Raw genomic sequence first — 17,325 nt, 5'->3', positions numbered from 1 at the left:
CCGGATGGGTCCTATGGACGGTTTCAGCAAGCACACCAGATATATCAGAAGGCAGGATTGCCTTGCTTGCATGGATGCCCCTCTCTGATCACCCGTCTACAAAGTGAACGTAGCTCGTTCTTTTGTTCAATCTGCCAAAAGAGACGGTAGCCTTTTATTTCATTCCTTGAGCCAAACTGAAACCTTTGCTAGAATCAACTTACGGGGCAATGTCAGCTAACCGGAGGTTAAGTCGAATACGACGTGCGAAAAATTAAACTACGAGAAGGGGTCGATTTAGCCAATCTTTTCGGCCCGCACGATCTGCATCTCAAAATGATCGAAGGGGAGCTCCAGGTGCGGATGGCGGCCAGGGGCGATGAAATTACCCTTCATGGTCAACCGGAATCCGTTTTGCGGGCCGAACACATTTTGCGGGAATTAGCCGATTGGACCCGAACCTATTACGAATTGAAACCCGACGATATCTCACGAGCCATTCTGGCGACAGAAGAAAAACGGGATACCCCGCTCAAACCCTATACCGTTTCAGCAAGCGCGATTCCGACCAAAAAAGGGAATGTCAATCCGAAAACTCCCAATCAACAGGCCTATCTAGAAGCCATTAACAAGTCGGATCTGGTCATAGCCATTGGCCCCGCCGGGACCGGGAAAACCTATTTGGCGATGGCCATGGCCCTCGGTGCTCTCACGCATAAACAAGTCAGTCGCATCATTCTCGCACGGCCAGCCGTGGAAGCAGGGGAACATCTCGGCTTTCTTCCGGGCGACCTCTTTGCCAAAGTGCACCCCTACTTACGACCCTTGTACGATGCGTTGTACACCATGATGGACATTGATCGGGCTAATCGGCTCATCGAACGAGGCGAAATTGAAATCGCCCCACTGGCGTTCATGCGTGGACGGACGCTTGACGATGCCTTTGTCATTCTGGACGAAGCCCAAAACGCCACCACCGAACAAATGAAAATGTTTTTGACGAGACTCGGACTGAATTCCAAGGCCATTGTGACCGGGGATATCACCCAAATCGACCTTCCCGATTCGCAGAAGTCCGGATTGGCGCAGATTGCTGACATCCTCCTCAATATTGACGGAATACAATTTGTGTATTTTTCCGAGCAAGATGTGGTTCGGCATCGATTGGTCAAAGAAATTATTAAAGCGTACGATCGGTTTGAACACCAACTGCCCAGCAACAGCCCGCACAACATATCATCCGGGCATTCGACCGTATCTCCTGGAATTCATTCGAAATCAGACACCAATGGCCAGAGGCCCACGCCGTAACACCCGATGGCTGTGTGGCTCCGTTCTCACCTCCGACGAGTATCCGTTCGTCCCCGAACTGTGTGCCGCCTGACCCAAGCCGTGTTACAACAGGCAGGGTATCCTTCAGCTAATCTGAGTCTCACCTTTGTCGGCAAGACCCGCATGCGGACACTCAACCGGACCTACCGGCAGCGGGACTATGCGACCGATGTGCTAGCCTTCCCCATGCAGGATGGCTTACAGTCGCCACTGGCATTCGTGGGAGATGTCGTGATTTGTATTCCCGTGGCACTGGCTCAAGCTCCACGCTTTGGCAATACCGCCGATAAAGAAATCCTGCGTTTACTCATTCATGGTACCCTTCATTTGCTGGGGTATGACCATGAAACAACCGATCGGGAAGCCAAACGGATGAAGCGAAAAGAACGCACGATCTTCGGTCGCCTTTCTTCGCCGGCACTCCGTCTTCTTGCATAACAAAAAACCATGCATCACTTATTTGCCGTAATCGTCGGGAACATCAGCTATGAAATGGGTTGAACGTCTTCAGAAGGGGTTAGCAAAAACACGTCAGACCGTGCAAAAGTCATTACGTCGCCTGGGGCGGGGGCACCTGGATCCCGTCGCCCTGGAAGATGTCGAATCCAGTCTCCTGGAAGCCGATGTCGGCATACACACGGTCGAGCGGTTTCTTGAGATGCTGAAAGATAAAACACGGTTATTCAGTGGGACTGATCCAACAGCGGTCCTCCATACTCTCCTGACGGACATTCTCCGAAAGGGCGAGACCGAACCGCTGGAACAACTTATTCGACGCGGCCCTCGTCCATTTGTGATCTTGATCATCGGCATCAACGGTGTCGGCAAAACCACGACCATTGCCAAACTCGGGCATCGCTTGAAGCAACAAGGATTACACACACTCTTTGTCGCCGGCGACACTTTCCGGGCTGCTGCGATTGAACAATTGGACATTTGGGGAAAGCGCACGGGTATCGAAGTGATTAAGCAGAAGCAGGGCTCCGATCCTGCCGCCGTGGTGTTTGATGGCATGGTCGCGGCGAAAGCTCGAAATGTGGACGTCGTCCTCATTGATACCGCCGGTCGTCTGCACACCAAAATTAATTTGATGGATGAGTTGAAAAAGATCAAACGAATTATTGCACGGGAAATGCCTGACGCCCCACATGAAACTCTCCTTGTCCTGGATGGCACGCTGGGGCAGAATGCTATTGCACAGGCCCGACAATTCCATGAGTCACTCGGCGTCACGGGCTTAGCCTTGACCAAACTGGATGGAACCGCAAAAGGCGGAGTGGTCGTGGCGATCGTCGACGAACTCAATCTTCCCATTCGTTTGATAGGTGTAGGGGAAGGGGAAGCGGACCTTCAGGATTTTCACGCTTCAGCATTTGTCGAGGCCTTGCTCCCGGCAGAAAATCCAGAGGACTGACACCTCCCAGCTTTCTTCCACACAGCATTCCAGCGGAGACAAACATGGTGTTCGGAAATTAACCAAGGAAATCGTCTTGTGAGTGTTATTCACCAAATCTTCCGGAAAGCCATACGTGTCCCACCGATTGTCCTCGGGGTATTGATGTGCCTGGCGATGGCGAATCCTCTCCAAGCCAAGGCGTTGATGCCTATTCACCATGAATTACATATTGAACTGAATCCTGACACCCATGCCATTGCCGGATCGGACACCCTTCATCTTTCTCCATCTCATCGTGCCAACTCGTCCGTCTCCTTCATCCTGCACCCTCAGCTCACGATCGATCGGATCGAATTCAATGGCACATTCCTTCCCATCCCCCATCCCTCAGAAGCCGTGACTCCGCCGCCATCAACCCGCCGGGTTATTGAAATTCCCTTACCTCCCCTTGACGGCCCGGACCAACCGGCTGTCCTCAACCTGACCTATCACGGGCAGATTGATGATTCTCCAAAAGCTTCAGGTGGACTTCGCTTTGTCAAACCGGATGACACCAACGGACATATTGGACCCAACGGCGTGTATTTAACATACGAAACATTCTGGCATCCCACATGGGAACAGACCCTCTCGACATATGATCTCACCCTCAGCCTCCCTTCAGAGTGGGAAGCGATCACCCAAGGCCGGGAAGTCTCCAATACCGTGACTGACCGGCGCCGAACCACCCAGTGGAAGGTGAGCCTGCCGAGTGAAGCGCTGACGCTGGCAGCCAATCATTTTGTGGTGCAAAAGCAGGAATGGAAAGGCATTCAACTTGCCACCTATCTTTTCCCGGAAGAGGCACACCTGGCTCCCCAATATATAGAAGCGACCATCGACTACCTTCACATGTATACCGATCTTTTGGGTCCATACCCGTTTACAAAATTTGCCGTCGTGGAAAACTTTTTTCCAAGCGGACTTGGGCTCCCCTCATTCACCCTCTTAGGTGAGGGGGTTATTCGGCGCGGATATACCCAACCCTATTCTCTCGGTCATGAAATCGTCCATTCCTGGTTCGGAAATTCCGTTTTCAATGACTTTGCCCAAGGCAATTGGGTAGAAGGGCTCACCACCTATCTCGCCAATTACTATTTTGACGAGGCTAAAGGGAATCGGCAGGAGGCCTTCAATACCCGACGGCGGATGGTCTACGAATATAATCTGTATGCCGAGCCGGACAAGGAATATCCCGTACGGGCATTTCACCACAAAGAATCCCGGTTGGATAATGCCATTGGCTACCAGAAAACAGCCATGGTATTTCACATGCTCAGACAAGAAATGGGAGAGGTGGCTTTTTTTAACGGGGTTCGCAGTATTATTCAGGAAGGGACGGGCACCTATCTGGAGTGGAACGATCTTCTCCGGATCTTTTCAAAGGCGGCTGAAAGAGACCTCAGTTGGTTTTTCCATCAATGGATCGATCAACCCGGCGCACCAAATTTGGACATCCAGGACATCTTGGTCCAGGAAGATCCCACGGTACAGGGACAGTTCACCCTGACCGGAACAATCCGACAGGCGGACCCGATGTTCACCATCCGCCTTCCCCTCCACCTTGATCTCCAAGGAGGACTCATGCATGACGCCGTCCTCAACGTGGCTCAGGACACACAACCGTTCACGCTGCATCTCCCGGCAAGTCCGACGACACTCGCCATTGATCCCGAGCACGATCTTCTGCTCCACCTCCTCCGTGCACACATTCCACCCATGTTAAATAGGTGGGAAACCGACACCCGTCGGATTCTCATCAGACCTCAGACCCTGACACAAGAGGAAGCTCAAAGCCTAGAAACTCTGTTTCAACGTCTTGAGGGACAACCCGGCATCGAAACGATCCAAACCGATGATCCGGTCATTTCTGAATCGGCCTCCTATCTGATCATCGGACCCTCTGCCCGTCGTCTGTTGGAATCCGGTTCCTTCCCTAGTTGCGAAAGGTTTATGGACATGCATCCGGGACACCTCTCCATCGGGGAACAGAAATTCGAGGGCCCGGAGATGGCCTTCCTGATTTCGTGCGCCCATCCCCGGGATGCAAACCATACCGTCACATTCTTTTTCGGATGGTCTCCGGAAGCCGTCAAGCCCGTTGCACGGCTGTTATTTTTCTACGGGTGGGATAGCTATCTGGTCTTCAAGCAAGGAAAAGTGATTGCCCGGGGAATGTTTCAACCCGTACACTCTACACGAGAAATTATTCGCCATTCACCGTGAGGTTCATGAATGCATCCGACCTTTCCTATCCTTCGATCCACATGTTCGATACGACACATTCTCCCGTTAACCCTGCTGCCCTTGTTGCTAGTGTGCAATACCGCCCTGGCTGCCGAACCATCCGCGAATCAGGATCAACCGGAACCTCATTTGGCCAATATCCGGCAGCTCACATTTTCGGGGAAAAATGCCGAAGCCTATTTTTCGGATGAGGGTAACCGGTTGGTATACCAGTCAACTCTGGAACCGGATGGTAAGACGCTCAGGTCCTGTTATCAAATCTATATCATGGACCTCGATGGCACAAATGTCCGGCGGGTCAGCCTGGGACTGGGCGGCACCACGTGCGGATATTTTTTCCCCGGAGGTCGGCGTGTCCTTTTTTCCTCCACACATATCAACAGTCAATTTTGTCCACCCGTCCCCGAAAAGACCGAACGTTACCGGTGGGCACTCGATGATTACGACATCTTCTCCATGAATATCGGTGGCCGGGACGTCCAACGGTTGACCTCCGCCCATGGGTACGATGCCGAAGCCACCATTTCTCCGGATGGAAAAACCATTGTCTTCACCTCCATACGCGATGGAGATTTAGATGTGTACACCATGGATATCGATGGAAAGAATCTGAAGCGACTGACGCACGAAGTCGGATATGATGGCGGGGCCTTTTTTTCTCCCGACAATAAAAGAATCGTCTATCGAGCCCATCATCCGAAAACTGACGAGGACGTGAAAGCCTACCGTGACCTGCTCAGTCAAAACCTTGTGGAACCCTCAAACCTGGAAATCTTCATCATGAATGCTGATGGCTCCAACAAGATACAGGTCACGCACAACGGGCGTTCGAATTTTGCTCCCTTCTTTGCTCACGATGGGAAACGCATCATCTATTCCTCTAACTTGTCGACACCGCCTGATCATCAGGGGCGCCCCTCTTTTCACTTGCATATGATCAATGACGATGGCACGCACCCCGAACAAATTACCTTCAAAGGGCACTTTAATAGCTTCCCGATGTTCTCCCCTGACGGAAAACAGGTGGTATGGTCATCCGATCGGAATGCCGCCAACCCAAAAGAATTCAACATCTTTCTGGCTGACTGGGTGCCCTAATCCGACGAATATTATGTCAACCGGGCCCTCCTCGTCCCCTTTACCGGCCCTGGTCCGGAGGGAGCATGGAGGAGGAGGAGATGTTCCATAAACGGAAGAAAAATTCGGCCAAGGCTGTTGATGAATCCTATTTTCCAATCCTGTGACTGACCAATCACCCGCAGCTCCTTCACCTCGACGTCCGCAGCTTCTCCTCCGCCAGAATCCCCTCCTGATATTCGGGCTATCCGGAGTCCTCCTCCTTGGCTTATTTGCTTTTCTTGCCCAGGTAGATGGTCCAACTCTCCAGATCGTTCACAGCTTCACGCATCCTGCCATCGACCACATCGGCAATGTGGGAAACCGATTAGGTGACGGGCTGACTCTGGTGCTCATATCATTGACCATTGGGGCCATAGGATTCCGATTCGGTTGGCCTACCTGGAAGTCCGCCTGCATTCATACCTTACTCGCACACGGAGTCGCCGGACTCTTTACCCAAATATTGAAACACACCATCGGCCGCCCCAGGCCAAGACTCAGACAAGGACAGGACTGGCAGATCGCCCCTTCATTTGAAAGCGGATGGGACTCTTTTCCCTCCGGTCATGCCACCGCTTCCTTTGCCGTAGCCACAGTCCTGGCCTATCATTTCCCAAAAGGCAAAATGTTGTGGTTCGGGTTAGCCGCGTTTATTGGAACCTGCCGTGTCGTCACCGGTTCCCATTTCCCTACAGATGTGCTTGGCGGTGTTCTGGTGGGAATCGGAACCGCGCTCATCATCATTCATCCTCCAGACAAGTGGAAGGAATTCTTTCAGCACACACTCACTCATGGTCTCGTCTGGATGGTCACGGCCTTTAGCATCGTATGGATCATTGTTCCCCATCCAGGTATTGAATTGGAACCATCCCTCTCACTCTTTCTCGGACTGATAGTCATAGGTGTAGGATTAGGGCTAAGACTCTGGTGGATACGGGAAATTACTTCCGGAAGCCCTTTATCTCCCGAACGATGGCTCCCTCAATGGCCGCGATTACTTATGGGCCTTGGCCTAGCAACCACCACGGGAAGTGTTGTGGTGCTGGGAGCAAGTCTGGTGGCTGGAGTCGTCTGGTGGATAGGGAATCCCCTCAATGAGTCGACTCAAAGCAAGCCAGGGGTAGAGCCGTGGCTTATTCAACACTCCATCTGGACCGAAGCAGCCCTGGGAGCCGCTATGCTCTTTATGGCTTTTCTCACGTTCGCCATCCGCTCGCAGAATCTCGTCCTTTAGTCTATTTCGCCTCAAGAAATTGTGACGTCTACAGAGGAAAATAGGAGTGCTCCCCTAGCGTTGCGGCAGATGCGGTAGTCCTCACGATTCACCAAAAACACAGGAAAACTGCAGCATTTCCCCAAGCCATGCGTTCACCTTTTACTTGAAACTTCGTCTCTTCAATCGTTATAAGAGTAAAATGTTTGCCGTTTATCCCCTATCCAAAAAAAATCAGGCATGAATGTAAGGATAATACAAATGAACGAACGATCGACGCCTCCAGTAGAACCGTCCAAAAGACCAACGATGTTCTACCTCCTGATTCTTGCAGTTCTCGCAGGCCTGACTGCAAGCTGTGCCCAAAAAACATGGGATATCAACAGATACATTCACGCTCTTGAACGCCCGGAACGTGATCAGCACCAACAGCCCGAAAAAGTCATTGAGGCTCTGAATCTCGCGCCTGGCATGATGGTGATCGATATGGGGGCAGGATCGGGTTATTTCACCCGCCGCCTGGCAAAAGCCGTGGGGGAGAAGGGACAGATCATCGCTATCGATGTCGAACAGAAAATGTTGAATTACAACAAACGCGAGTTGGAAAAACTTGGGCTCGCCGACAGAGTCCGTTTTATTTTGGCTGAAAAAGAAGGTCCCACATTTTCGGGGAACAACGCAGACATGGTGTTCCTGTGCGACGTCTATCACCACCTGGAAGACCAGATTGACTATCTGGCCAACACCAAACCCGCGCTCAAGCCAAACGGGCGTGTGGTCATCATCGACTATTACGCCGACGCGCGGTCCGGCACACTCGGCTTCTCAAAACGCCATTTGGTTCCCAAAGAACAAGTCATCAAGGATATGAAACAAGCCGGCTTTACCTTCGTCAAAGAACACACCTTTCTCCCCCGCCAATATTTCCTGGAATTTGTCCCCCAAAAAGGTGGCAGCAAGTCCGGTTCGATGTGAGGGGCTCAACTCTCAGATAACACCAGAAGGTGCGATCTCCTCCAAATATGAAATCTTTGGCTCTTGTCAGAATAAAAAATTTTCCGAATGTCCACGGCACTGACCCATTCAAGAAAGATAGCGCTTGTCTGTGCTATCAATTATCTTCCCATTTAACTTACTCTTTGTTCACTAGCCACCGGTCAGCCAAGCCTTTTCTTCGGCTTATCGGACCCGTCTAGCAAACTTGTCATAGCAGTTCGAAGTACTTCTGAATCTATATTTGCCTGTTCCGCTGCACCTTGCAAATCTGGAAACATAGTAGCTAGATCAATGTTCATCAAATCCAAATCCCGTAAGGCAGTCACTGCATCTTCATACCGAAGTTGGTAGCATTCAAGATAGTGGGCTTTTCCTCGGCTTTTTAAGTAAGCTTCAATATCAAGATGTTTACTACTGTCGAGCCTCGTAAATAGCCCGGACTGTGCCCAAAGCCTTGAACCCTTCTCTCTATTAAGTTGAACAAGTTTAAAAACTCCAGCTTCGTCCAAATTATCCCATAGACGGAGGGCCCAGACATGCACAAAACCGTCCTTAAAAGAAAAGGGAATTCCAGCCTTAAATTCAAGTTTTTTATAAAGTTCGATGAATGCAAAAAAGCAGCGACATACGGACTCATTGTCCAATCGAGCAATGGTGTCAGAAGACCATAGTGTCGTCCTAATGCAAATAGCTCATCATCTTCACGAGTAATATCGACATTGGGTATACCGGATGCATTCTGTCTGAACTTTTTCAGAATCTCAGTACACAGACTCACATACCAACCTTGACCGTTTATTTCCCTCAACCCACCTTCGACAACTTCCCCATTATTGTGTCTCCCATTAAAAACAATTGATCGTTCAAGACGAGACGATAGCTTCCATTCAGGTGAGGAATGCCCACGGTAAATAGCCCACCTACCGATAAGATTGGATCCTTCATTCTGTTCAATTGATGGAGTCTTTCGGACTTCTTGTATAAAATCGTCCCAAGTAGAGCATGGAATCTGCCTTACCTGGTTCTCTTCATAAAGCTGCCCATCTATATTGATCATAAAAATTTTTGTCAGGTCCATCACATTTTGGATGGTAGGTAAGGCACAGACCAGACAAGAATCCTTGGCATAGCCTTTAAACAGTCCATGAAACAATCGGATAAGGCAAACAAATCAGTTAACAGATATCTGTAAAAAGCCCAATTATTCTTCGTCAATCGAAAATATATGTCAAGGAGACATTCGCATTCATTGTTGAAGGTAACCCTCTTATTAAGAGGCAACGGGCGGCGAGATTGGAAAAAGGGAACATACAGCATATATGGCTTCCCGCTCTTTCATGTGAGTCCCTGAAAAGGTGGTCACCTATTGTCCGACGCTTACCGTCCGGCTCCAGGGTCGGACGCTCTTATCAACGGGCGGACCTTGTTTGAGCCCTTCGAAAACTCAGGACAGGCTCCGCGAGTTGGTCCGACCATTCAAAGATTGCGTCTGCCCCATCCGATCAAGCCAGACGGGGCGTCCATCGACATAGGTAGGCGATCACCCGCTTTCCCTGTCACACCACCGTACATACGGGTCCGTATACGGCGGTTCGGCGGGTTAAGCGACCGGCTAACCAGGAGAGACTTCTCGCAACTGATCACCTCTCGCCGGGCTTTCGACTGCGCGGTTCGCCGCAAGCGATTCGACACTTCCTCGTCAGCCCTTAGGGCTTCACCCATATCCTCTGTCGGGAAGGCCAGAGTTAACTGGTTATTCAGCCATTTGTCCCTCATGAGTTCCGCTGCCGACTCGCCACTCCTCTTACCCTGCTCATGCAGGACCGTTCAGGCCTTCATCCCACCTGGGACTACTATGCCCTCTGCTGACTCCTCCCGCCCGGTCTGGATGAATCACTCCATCCTCAGTCTTGCCGTCAAGACAGACGAGAGGCCTCCCAAGGTAAGTTCAACCGCCTTCAGCGAACGACCGCCAGATTTACAACCCGCGCCCTTGATGGAGACGGACTTCGCGAATCCAGGCTCCGACACTAGAAAGCAAATTGAGGAGATTTTCTCCTACACCCTCTTCAGTTTTTCCCATACCAACCGAAAAATTATCAAGGATTACGTGTGGCCTTGGATAAGCTTGGCGTGTCGCGAGTCCGTTTGCTGTCCAATGAATACTAATCTGGATTCCCCATTTGGCACGACTGGGGTATTTACCCAAACAGGAGAAACTCCATGTATCAAGAAAAAGTCAAACAGGGCGTTCAACAGGCGATGACCCAATGTCCCACCATCAACCACAATACGACCATCACCGCGCTTCAACAACTGAACCAGACCTTTACGACTCTCTATAATGACCTACGAGAAGGCATTCAAGAATCTACCAAAGATGAGATGGCCTCACTAATGAGGAAGCTTCATAACAATGAAGACATTACGTCTCAAGAAATCGAATTGATTCGTCTGTGGATTATTGGAGATGCCCACTCCTATATCAAAATGGAAAATAACTATGAGGAATGGATTCAGGAAGCCCAACGGTTGGTTGAGGTGGTCAAATCCCTTTCCACCAAGAAATTAACGCCAAGCCTGATGGGTGACTTACAGGGTGTGGCACGAGATGCAACGCGCACATTGTCCGACATTGCATTTTATAAGGAAAACCTGGAGCGGGCCAAAAATTTTGAAGATTCGGTCAAAAACCTCACTGCAGACAACAAATTGTTTCTTGCCGAGATGTTGAAAGCGAAAATGACCTCGGACAATGTCTAATCAATCTTTGCCCTTTTTCTTTGAAACTCCACCTTCTCATTCAATATGATTTGCCTCGACTCACTCTCCCCAAAAAATCGGGAGAGTGAAACGATCTCGTTATTTCCAACACAAGACCCTGTCGATTACAACAGCGGTTCGCTGGTGAGGAGAGAAAAACCGCCGTGGTCCAGAACGACGATCCAATGGGCCATGGCTTCGGGAAGTTGTCCTCGAAGCTGAGTTTGGATAATGGCCATTTTTCGGCCGGGAGCCGCGAGGTGTTGGGAAAGCTCTTCGTCATTCACCCCGAGAAAGTACACTTTGCGTTTGGCATAAAAACTGAGGGATGGGCGCTTCCGGCCAAATTGAATCAATCGGTCATCCGGGCCTAAGTTATAACCGGCGATGACGGCTAATTCCTGCGGTGGTCCAATGAAATACTGTTGGTAAATCGAGAGTCCTCCTCGCGCGATTAATAGGGTAAAGATCAGCATCATCCCGCACCCTACCCCAAAGGCCAGATGGCGTTTGGTGTCAGATCGCATACACTGACGCATGAGCATGGTTCCTAGGACCATGACGAGCCCGACCAGCGAGGGGAGCCACGCCAGATCCACCTGGATCGCAGCCGGAAATTCTTTGGCAATTTGCTTCATGAACAACTGAAAGACCGCCGGCACAAACATCATCGCAATGCCCAGGAGGTATCCCACCCCAATGAGGACACGAGTGGATGCGGTCAGTCCACCTGGACTTTCTTCTGTCAAGAAACGCTTCCACCACTGGGCGACCAGCAAGGCTGCGGCCGGAAACAGAGGATAAATGTAATGAGGCAGACGCGTGGCCGAGAAGGTAAAGAACAGCAACAATCCCACCACCCAGAGGCTCAGGAAACACTCCAAATGTTGCTCTTGCGTGATAGGACCCTGTCCCTGCCAGAACGCTTTCCAGCCCTTGAACGTCTGATACACCACGAAAGGGAGAAAGGCGCTCCATGGGAAAAATCCAACCAATAACACCGGCACATAAAACAAGAGCGTCCCACCATGGCCTTCCATGGGATTCATGAACCGGCCGGTGGTATTGGCCTGCGCTGCGGCCCAATAGGCTTCCCCGTGTATTTGAAACATCATCACATACCAGGGAGCCGCGACAGCGGCGACCAAAAGGATTCCGAGAAGGGGAAAGCCCCGTCGCCAGAAGGTTCCCCATTGGCGCGTGAGGGTGAGATAGGGGATTACACCCACCAGCGGAATGATGAGGCCCACGGGCCCCTTGACCAACATGCCACACCCCATGGCCAGATAAAAGACGGCGAAAAGCCATCGCCTGGTCTGTTCCTGGTGAAGTGCGTGCCAAAAACTATATCCGGCCAATGTGGTGAACACGACCAGTTCAGGATCGGTCAGCACCATCCGGTTGATGCCCAAAAACTCCAAATTCAGGAGCAATATGCAGGAAGCGAAAAGGGCCACCGTAGGACCAGCCCACTTTCGTACAAACACGTATTGGAGCAACAGCAGGCAGAGACCGGACAAAGCCGAAGGCAACCGCGCGGCGAATTCATTGATGCCAAACAGGGAATAGGACCCGCTGATGAGCCAATACACAAAAGCCGGCTTGGCATAGCGCGGTTCATAGTTGAGAGTGGGGGAAATCCAGTCACCGGTCTCCAGCATTTCCCGGGCCGCTTCGGCATTACTCCCCTCATCACGATCCGTCAGCCCCAGCGCGCCCAGATCCGGGCCAAAGAACCATCCACCATCTATGCCCAATAGCCAGGCAGCCAGGAGCAGCACACACACCACCTGAAAAAGAGGAGATTGTGTTATTGAAGAGCGGAGAAAGGACGGAGAGAGTGCTTGAGGGCGAGGGCTATCCACTCATGACTCGCTTATTGGCCTGATGGAGCAGCATGATATTGCGGACATACACCACGGTTCCAACGCTTTGGCCTGCCATGAATACCAGATCGGCGATGTGGATGGCATAGGTCAGCACAATCACACTCCCAACCAGGCTCATGTACCAGAACGACATGGGAATTTGGCTTTCCTCGTTGCGTTCCGACACCACCCATTGCACCAACCATCGTGAGAAAAAAATACCTTGCCCCAAAAAACCAAAGCCGATCCAGAGGAGTTCCTCAAACGACATGGCCAGAAAAGACTGCGTGAAGGATTCGAACATTGTCAGTAACAGGGAATCAATCGCCCAAAGGGGTCCATCAATTCAGATCCCTTCCGGTGCATAAAGGTTTGTGGCACGTCAATCGTTTCCTGCAGGTGGTCACTTCAAGAATGCTACGGTTCGGATTTCTCGGGATGGCTACCCTTCAGGGTGTAGTTCAAACAGCGTTTTTGCATCCATCTGACAGCGAAAAGATCATACAGACCGGCAAAAAGCCTGTTGCCAATTCCGTATTTGGATGTCCCATGGGCTCTTGGAAAATGCTGAACGGGGATTTCAGTCACCGTAAACCCATACATTTGGGCCAGCGCCGGAAAAAACCGGTGCATGTTTTTAAATGGAGGAAGTCGTTTGACCACAGCCTGCTTAAAGACCTTCAAGGAACAGCCGGTATCTGAAATGCCGTCATGCACAGCCCAATTACGAACCTGGTTGGCAATTTTTGACGACCATCGACGGACCAGATTGTCATGTCTGGCTTGCCGTCGCCCACACACTAAATCATACCGTTCCACAAAGGGAAGGAGTTTGGCAAAGTCATTCGGATCATACTGCAGATCACCGTCCATGGTGGCAACGAGTTCTCCTCTCGCCTCCCGAAAGCCCGCATCGAATGCCGCCGTTTGCCCGTGATTCCGGTCTAAATGAATCACCCGTATTGCAGGAAACTGTTTGGATAACTCATCCAGCAAGGGCCCACTCCCGTCCAAACTTCCATCGTCCACAAAGACCAGTTCAAATGCCGCGGAGCCACTTTCAGGCCTTGACTCAAAAAACTTGAGCAATTGGCTCGCTAATAGCGGGATGTTCTCCCGCTCATCTTTAATAGGAATAACAACGGAAATCCAATGGCGCGGCGGGTGGAGACTCATGGATTGCGCGGACTACGCTACAGATTTCAACATCATGTCGGAACACACGTTGTGGACCCTCCTAGGCGGCCACCATTTTACTGAATATCTAAAAAATCGGTCAAACGACTCTTCATCACGGGAGGTTCTCCCCGAGATCCCCTGATCGTCAGGCTACACTCCACACCGACGGTCACGGTAAGTTGACCACGGGAACAACCTTTTGTAAGGTGGAGGACATTTTGAAGGAGGAACATTCATGCAAGAAGACATTCTGCAAGCCTATTTGGAAATAGAGCAGGCCATGCAGCGCTATTCCATGTTATTACAAGAGCATGTTCGCCAGCTCGAAACACAGACCGATCCGGAATCCAAAAACCGATTCCATAGAATGAAGGCTGGCTCAAAGGCCATGAGAGACAGCAGCCAGATTTATCTCTCCTATGCGAAGTATGTGGCGTATGGAATGCCCGAGGGTGAGGAGCTGGCTGAAGAAGAGGACTTACAAGCCTAGCGAGCCTTCGTACTACCTACTACCCAATCAACTCTCCTCTTTGAACTGACCGAGGAGGCGACAAAACCCTTTCTGCTGAAAAGAAAACATGGTCGGGGCGAGAGGATTTGAACCTCCGACCTCTCGCACCCCAAGCGAGTGCGCTACCGGGCTGCGCTACGCCCCGACATTAATCTGATCTGTCGTATTCTCATTCGTCGTCATTGGTCGAAAACCTACACCGTCGTTCGCCCCAAAATTTTCAGAATACCTTGCAGTTCCACCTTTGCTTTTTCCACTCGGTCTTTTGGGACTTGGACGGCTTTTTCCGACCGTTTTTTGCGATACCAATATCGCTTCAGGCCCGCAATCGTATACCCTTCATCATAGAGCATGCGTTTTATTTCAAAGACCGTTTCAATGTCGGCTTTCGAATAGACCCGGTGTTTGCCCTGACTTTTCTTAGGTTTAAGAAAAATGAATTCCGACTCCCAAAACCGCAGGACATACGCGGGAAGATTCGTCAAATCGGCGACTTCCCCTATTTTATAAAAGGCCTTATCCTCGTATTTGGTGCCAACCCCCATACCTGCAATCACCCCACGGTGTGTCTAGCAAGAGAGTGAACGAGACCGAATGCGAGATTTTCGCCAATCAAGAATTGACATATTTCTTAAAGAGTTGGCTCGGTCGGAAGGTCACCACGCGTCTGGGCGTAATGGCAATTTCTTCTCCGGTTCTTGGGTTCCTGCCCTTCCGCTCCCCCTTGTTCCGGACAACAAAGTTTCCAAACCCCGCAATTTTGACGACTTCCCCCTGTTGAAGCATCGACTTGATCAAATCCAAGACGTGCTCCACCATTTCCATTGAGTCGGTTTTTTGGATAGCAGCAGTCTCTGTGATGATTTCGGCAATGTCAGCCTTGCGCATAAATCAAAACCCCCTCACCAGTGGTCTCCAAGACCGTACATACGGATTGTGAATTCACGCCTCCGACCGTTGTTGCTGGCAGCAACGTAACGGGCAACGGAGATGATGTCAAGAACCGGGCTCTGCAGAAGATTCCCCTTTGTCAGCCTATACTCGGAGAGACCGCTAGCACTTTTATGGCTTCTCCTTCATGAGCTTATACTCAATACTGTCGGCCAGGGCCTGCCAACTGGCTTCAATGATGTTCTCCGATACCCCGACCGTACCCCATTTTTCCTTGTGATCTCCCGACTCAATCAGGACTCGCACACGAGAACCCGTTCCATGTCGCCCCGTCAACACACGGACCTTATAATCTAGAAGTTTAACTTCCTTTAACTGCGGATAGAAATGCTCCAGCGCTTTCCGAAGGGCATGATCGAGCGCATTCACCGGCCCATTACCGACGGCCGCGGTGTGTTCAATCACTTCCCCGACTTTGACCATAATCGTGGCTTCGCAAATAGCGTCTTCATTCGTTTTCCGTTTTTCCACAATGATCCGGCACCCCAGGAATTCGAAGGATGGGGTATAGGTCCCCATGGCTTTCCGCACTAATAATTCAAAAGACCCTTCTGCGCCTTCGAATTGGTAGCCCTCATATTCCAACGTTTTGAGAGAATCCAGTAATTCGAGGACCTTGGGATTATCCTGAGGAAGATCCAGTCCGAAGGTTTCCATCTTTCCAAACACGGCACTTCGTCCGCTGCTATCGGAAATTAAGACGCGGCGATGATTGCCGACGATATCGGGATTCACATGTTCATAAGTGAGCGGGTTTTTTTGCACCGCATGAATATGCACTCCCCCTTTATGCGCAAACGCCGTATCTCCCACATAAGGCTGCCGTTTATTGGGAGTCAGATTGGCCATTTCGGCCACATAATGAGAAATCGTACGAAGGTGCGCCAAACGTCCATCCCCCAGCGCTGTTGCCTCCATTTTTAATTCCAAATTGGCCATCACGGAACACAGGTTGGCATTCCCGCACCGCTCTCCGATGCCATTGATCGTTCCCTGGACCTGGATCGCTCCCGCTTGCACGGCAATCAATGAATTGGCGACTCCTACCTCCGCATCATTGTGTGCATGGATGCCTAACGGCACAGAACAGTTCCTGCGGATTTCGGCAAAGATCTCCCCGATATCCCATGGCATCGTTCCCCCATTGGTATCACACAACACGATCCGCTCCGCCCCCGCTTCTGCCGCAACTTGAATGGTTTTCATGGCGTAGGCGGGATCCGTTTTATAACCATCGAAAAAATGTTCGGCATCGTAAAAAACCTGCCGTCCCCTCGACCGGAGATAGGAGATGGAATCGGCAATCAGTTCTAAATTGATGGCCAACGTCGTTTCCAAGGCTTCCGTCACATGGAGAGTCCAACTTTTCCCAAAGATGGTCACAATATCCGTTTCAGCGGATAAGAGGGCTTCCAGCGTCGGATCGGCCTTGGCCGTATTTTTGGCTTTTCGCGTCGAACCAAATGCCACAATTTTGGCGTGCTGCAAGGGAGTCGATTTCATGATTTGGAAAAACTCAATGTCCTTCGGGTTGGCTCCGGGCCACCCTCCTTCTATGAAATGGACCCCCAGCTCATCTAATTTAAGGGCGATGCGAACCTTATCCTCCACCGAAAAGCTGACATCTTCGGCCTGAGCTCCATCCCGGAGGGTCGTATCGTAGATTTCGATGACCGGAAATTTGGAATTCATATCACGCCTTCGTCCCATTGGTGTCGACACACATCCCCAC

General features: G+C 50.9%; 17 protein-coding genes and 1 tRNA gene. 9 read left to right on the top strand and 9 right to left on the bottom strand.

Annotated elements, in window-relative coordinates; translation table 11 throughout:
- Window positions 1–315 precede the first annotated feature (315 nt).
- The 7 genes from H6750_18115 to H6750_18085 all read left to right on the top strand — a co-directional run bounded on the left by H6750_18115 (window position 316) and on the right by H6750_18085 (window position 8,300).
- Entirely contained in the window at window positions 316–1,290 is a 975-nt protein-coding gene (locus H6750_18115) for a PhoH family protein (GenBank protein MCB9776222.1), read from the top strand.
- A gap of 6 nt (window positions 1,291–1,296) precedes the next feature.
- Window positions 1,297–1,749 (top strand): rRNA maturation RNase YbeY, encoded by a 453-nt coding sequence (gene ybeY / locus H6750_18110; GenBank protein ID MCB9776221.1) that lies wholly within the window; start codon window positions 1,297–1,299, stop codon window positions 1,747–1,749.
- A 49-nt stretch (window positions 1,750–1,798) separates the two neighbouring features.
- The gene (gene ftsY, locus H6750_18105) at window positions 1,799–2,725 is read left to right on the top strand and encodes a signal recognition particle-docking protein FtsY (GenBank protein ID MCB9776220.1); all 927 of its coding nucleotides are present in this window, start codon (window positions 1,799–1,801) and stop codon (window positions 2,723–2,725) included.
- Between the two features lie 78 nt (window positions 2,726–2,803).
- A complete protein-coding gene (locus H6750_18100; GenBank protein MCB9776219.1) occupies window positions 2,804–4,972 on the top strand; it encodes a hypothetical protein in 2,169 nt (722 codons plus the stop codon).
- Window positions 4,973–4,981: 9 nt separating this feature from the next.
- Window positions 4,982–6,091: a PD40 domain-containing protein gene (locus H6750_18095; GenBank protein ID MCB9776218.1), complete on the top strand. Its 1,110-nt coding sequence runs from the start codon at window positions 4,982–4,984 to the stop codon at window positions 6,089–6,091.
- A 142-nt stretch (window positions 6,092–6,233) separates the two neighbouring features.
- The gene (locus tag H6750_18090) at window positions 6,234–7,346 is read left to right on the top strand and encodes a phosphatase PAP2 family protein (GenBank protein MCB9776217.1); all 1,113 of its coding nucleotides are present in this window, start codon (window positions 6,234–6,236) and stop codon (window positions 7,344–7,346) included.
- A 240-nt stretch (window positions 7,347–7,586) separates the two neighbouring features.
- Entirely contained in the window at window positions 7,587–8,300 is a 714-nt protein-coding gene (locus tag H6750_18085; protein MCB9776216.1) for a class I SAM-dependent methyltransferase, read from the top strand.
- A gap of 403 nt (window positions 8,301–8,703) precedes the next feature.
- Here the strand turns inward: H6750_18085 and H6750_18080 are convergent, their stop codons facing one another.
- Window positions 8,704–9,399 carry an FRG domain-containing protein gene (locus H6750_18080; GenBank protein MCB9776215.1) on the bottom strand — a complete coding sequence of 232 codons (696 nt, stop codon included), beginning with the start codon at window positions 9,397–9,399 and terminating at the stop codon, window positions 8,704–8,706.
- 398 nt (window positions 9,400–9,797) lie between these two features.
- Complete coding sequence (locus H6750_18075; GenBank protein ID MCB9776214.1) at window positions 9,798–10,097, bottom strand: hypothetical protein; 300 nt, start codon at window positions 10,095–10,097, stop codon at window positions 9,798–9,800.
- Between the two features lie 447 nt (window positions 10,098–10,544).
- On the opposite strand from H6750_18075, the gene H6750_18070 reads away from it, so the two are divergent.
- The gene (locus H6750_18070) at window positions 10,545–11,084 is read left to right on the top strand and encodes a hypothetical protein (GenBank protein MCB9776213.1); all 540 of its coding nucleotides are present in this window, start codon (window positions 10,545–10,547) and stop codon (window positions 11,082–11,084) included.
- Between the two features lie 125 nt (window positions 11,085–11,209).
- Here the strand turns inward: H6750_18070 and H6750_18065 are convergent, their stop codons facing one another.
- From H6750_18065 to H6750_18055, 3 genes are all read right to left on the bottom strand, one after another.
- On the bottom strand, window positions 11,210–12,865 hold the full coding sequence (locus H6750_18065; protein MCB9776212.1) for a glycosyltransferase family 39 protein: 1,656 nt from the start codon (window positions 12,863–12,865) through the stop codon (window positions 11,210–11,212).
- Between the two features lie 76 nt (window positions 12,866–12,941).
- Window positions 12,942–13,256 (bottom strand): lipid-A-disaccharide synthase N-terminal domain-containing protein, encoded by a 315-nt coding sequence (locus H6750_18060; protein ID MCB9776211.1) that lies wholly within the window; start codon window positions 13,254–13,256, stop codon window positions 12,942–12,944.
- 113 nt (window positions 13,257–13,369) lie between these two features.
- Window positions 13,370–14,128, bottom strand: coding sequence for a glycosyltransferase family 2 protein (locus H6750_18055; protein ID MCB9776210.1), 759 nt, complete (start codon window positions 14,126–14,128; stop codon window positions 13,370–13,372).
- Between the two features lie 238 nt (window positions 14,129–14,366).
- On the opposite strand from H6750_18055, the gene H6750_18050 reads away from it, so the two are divergent.
- Window positions 14,367–14,621: a hypothetical protein gene (locus H6750_18050; GenBank protein ID MCB9776209.1), complete on the top strand. Its 255-nt coding sequence runs from the start codon at window positions 14,367–14,369 to the stop codon at window positions 14,619–14,621.
- Window positions 14,622–14,710: 89 nt separating this feature from the next.
- Here H6750_18050 and H6750_18045 read toward each other — a convergent pair.
- From H6750_18045 to H6750_18030, 4 genes are all read right to left on the bottom strand, one after another.
- A tRNA-Pro gene (locus H6750_18045) sits at window positions 14,711–14,787 on the bottom strand.
- A 49-nt stretch (window positions 14,788–14,836) separates the two neighbouring features.
- Entirely contained in the window at window positions 14,837–15,187 is a 351-nt protein-coding gene (locus H6750_18040) for a MerR family transcriptional regulator (protein ID MCB9776208.1), read from the bottom strand.
- Window positions 15,188–15,254: 67 nt separating this feature from the next.
- Window positions 15,255–15,530, bottom strand: coding sequence for an integration host factor subunit alpha (locus H6750_18035; protein MCB9776207.1), 276 nt, complete (start codon window positions 15,528–15,530; stop codon window positions 15,255–15,257).
- A 174-nt stretch (window positions 15,531–15,704) separates the two neighbouring features.
- Complete coding sequence (locus H6750_18030; GenBank protein ID MCB9776206.1) at window positions 15,705–17,285, bottom strand: citramalate synthase; 1,581 nt, start codon at window positions 17,283–17,285, stop codon at window positions 15,705–15,707.
- Window positions 17,286–17,325 lie beyond the last annotated feature (40 nt).

The sequence above is a fragment of the Nitrospiraceae bacterium genome (assembly GCA_020632595.1).
In the GTDB taxonomy this organism is placed as follows: Bacteria; Nitrospirota; Nitrospiria; order Nitrospirales; family UBA8639; genus Nitrospira_E.
The sequence above is the reverse complement of the archived record's forward strand: the minus strand, read 5'-3'. Positions and strand labels throughout refer to the sequence as shown.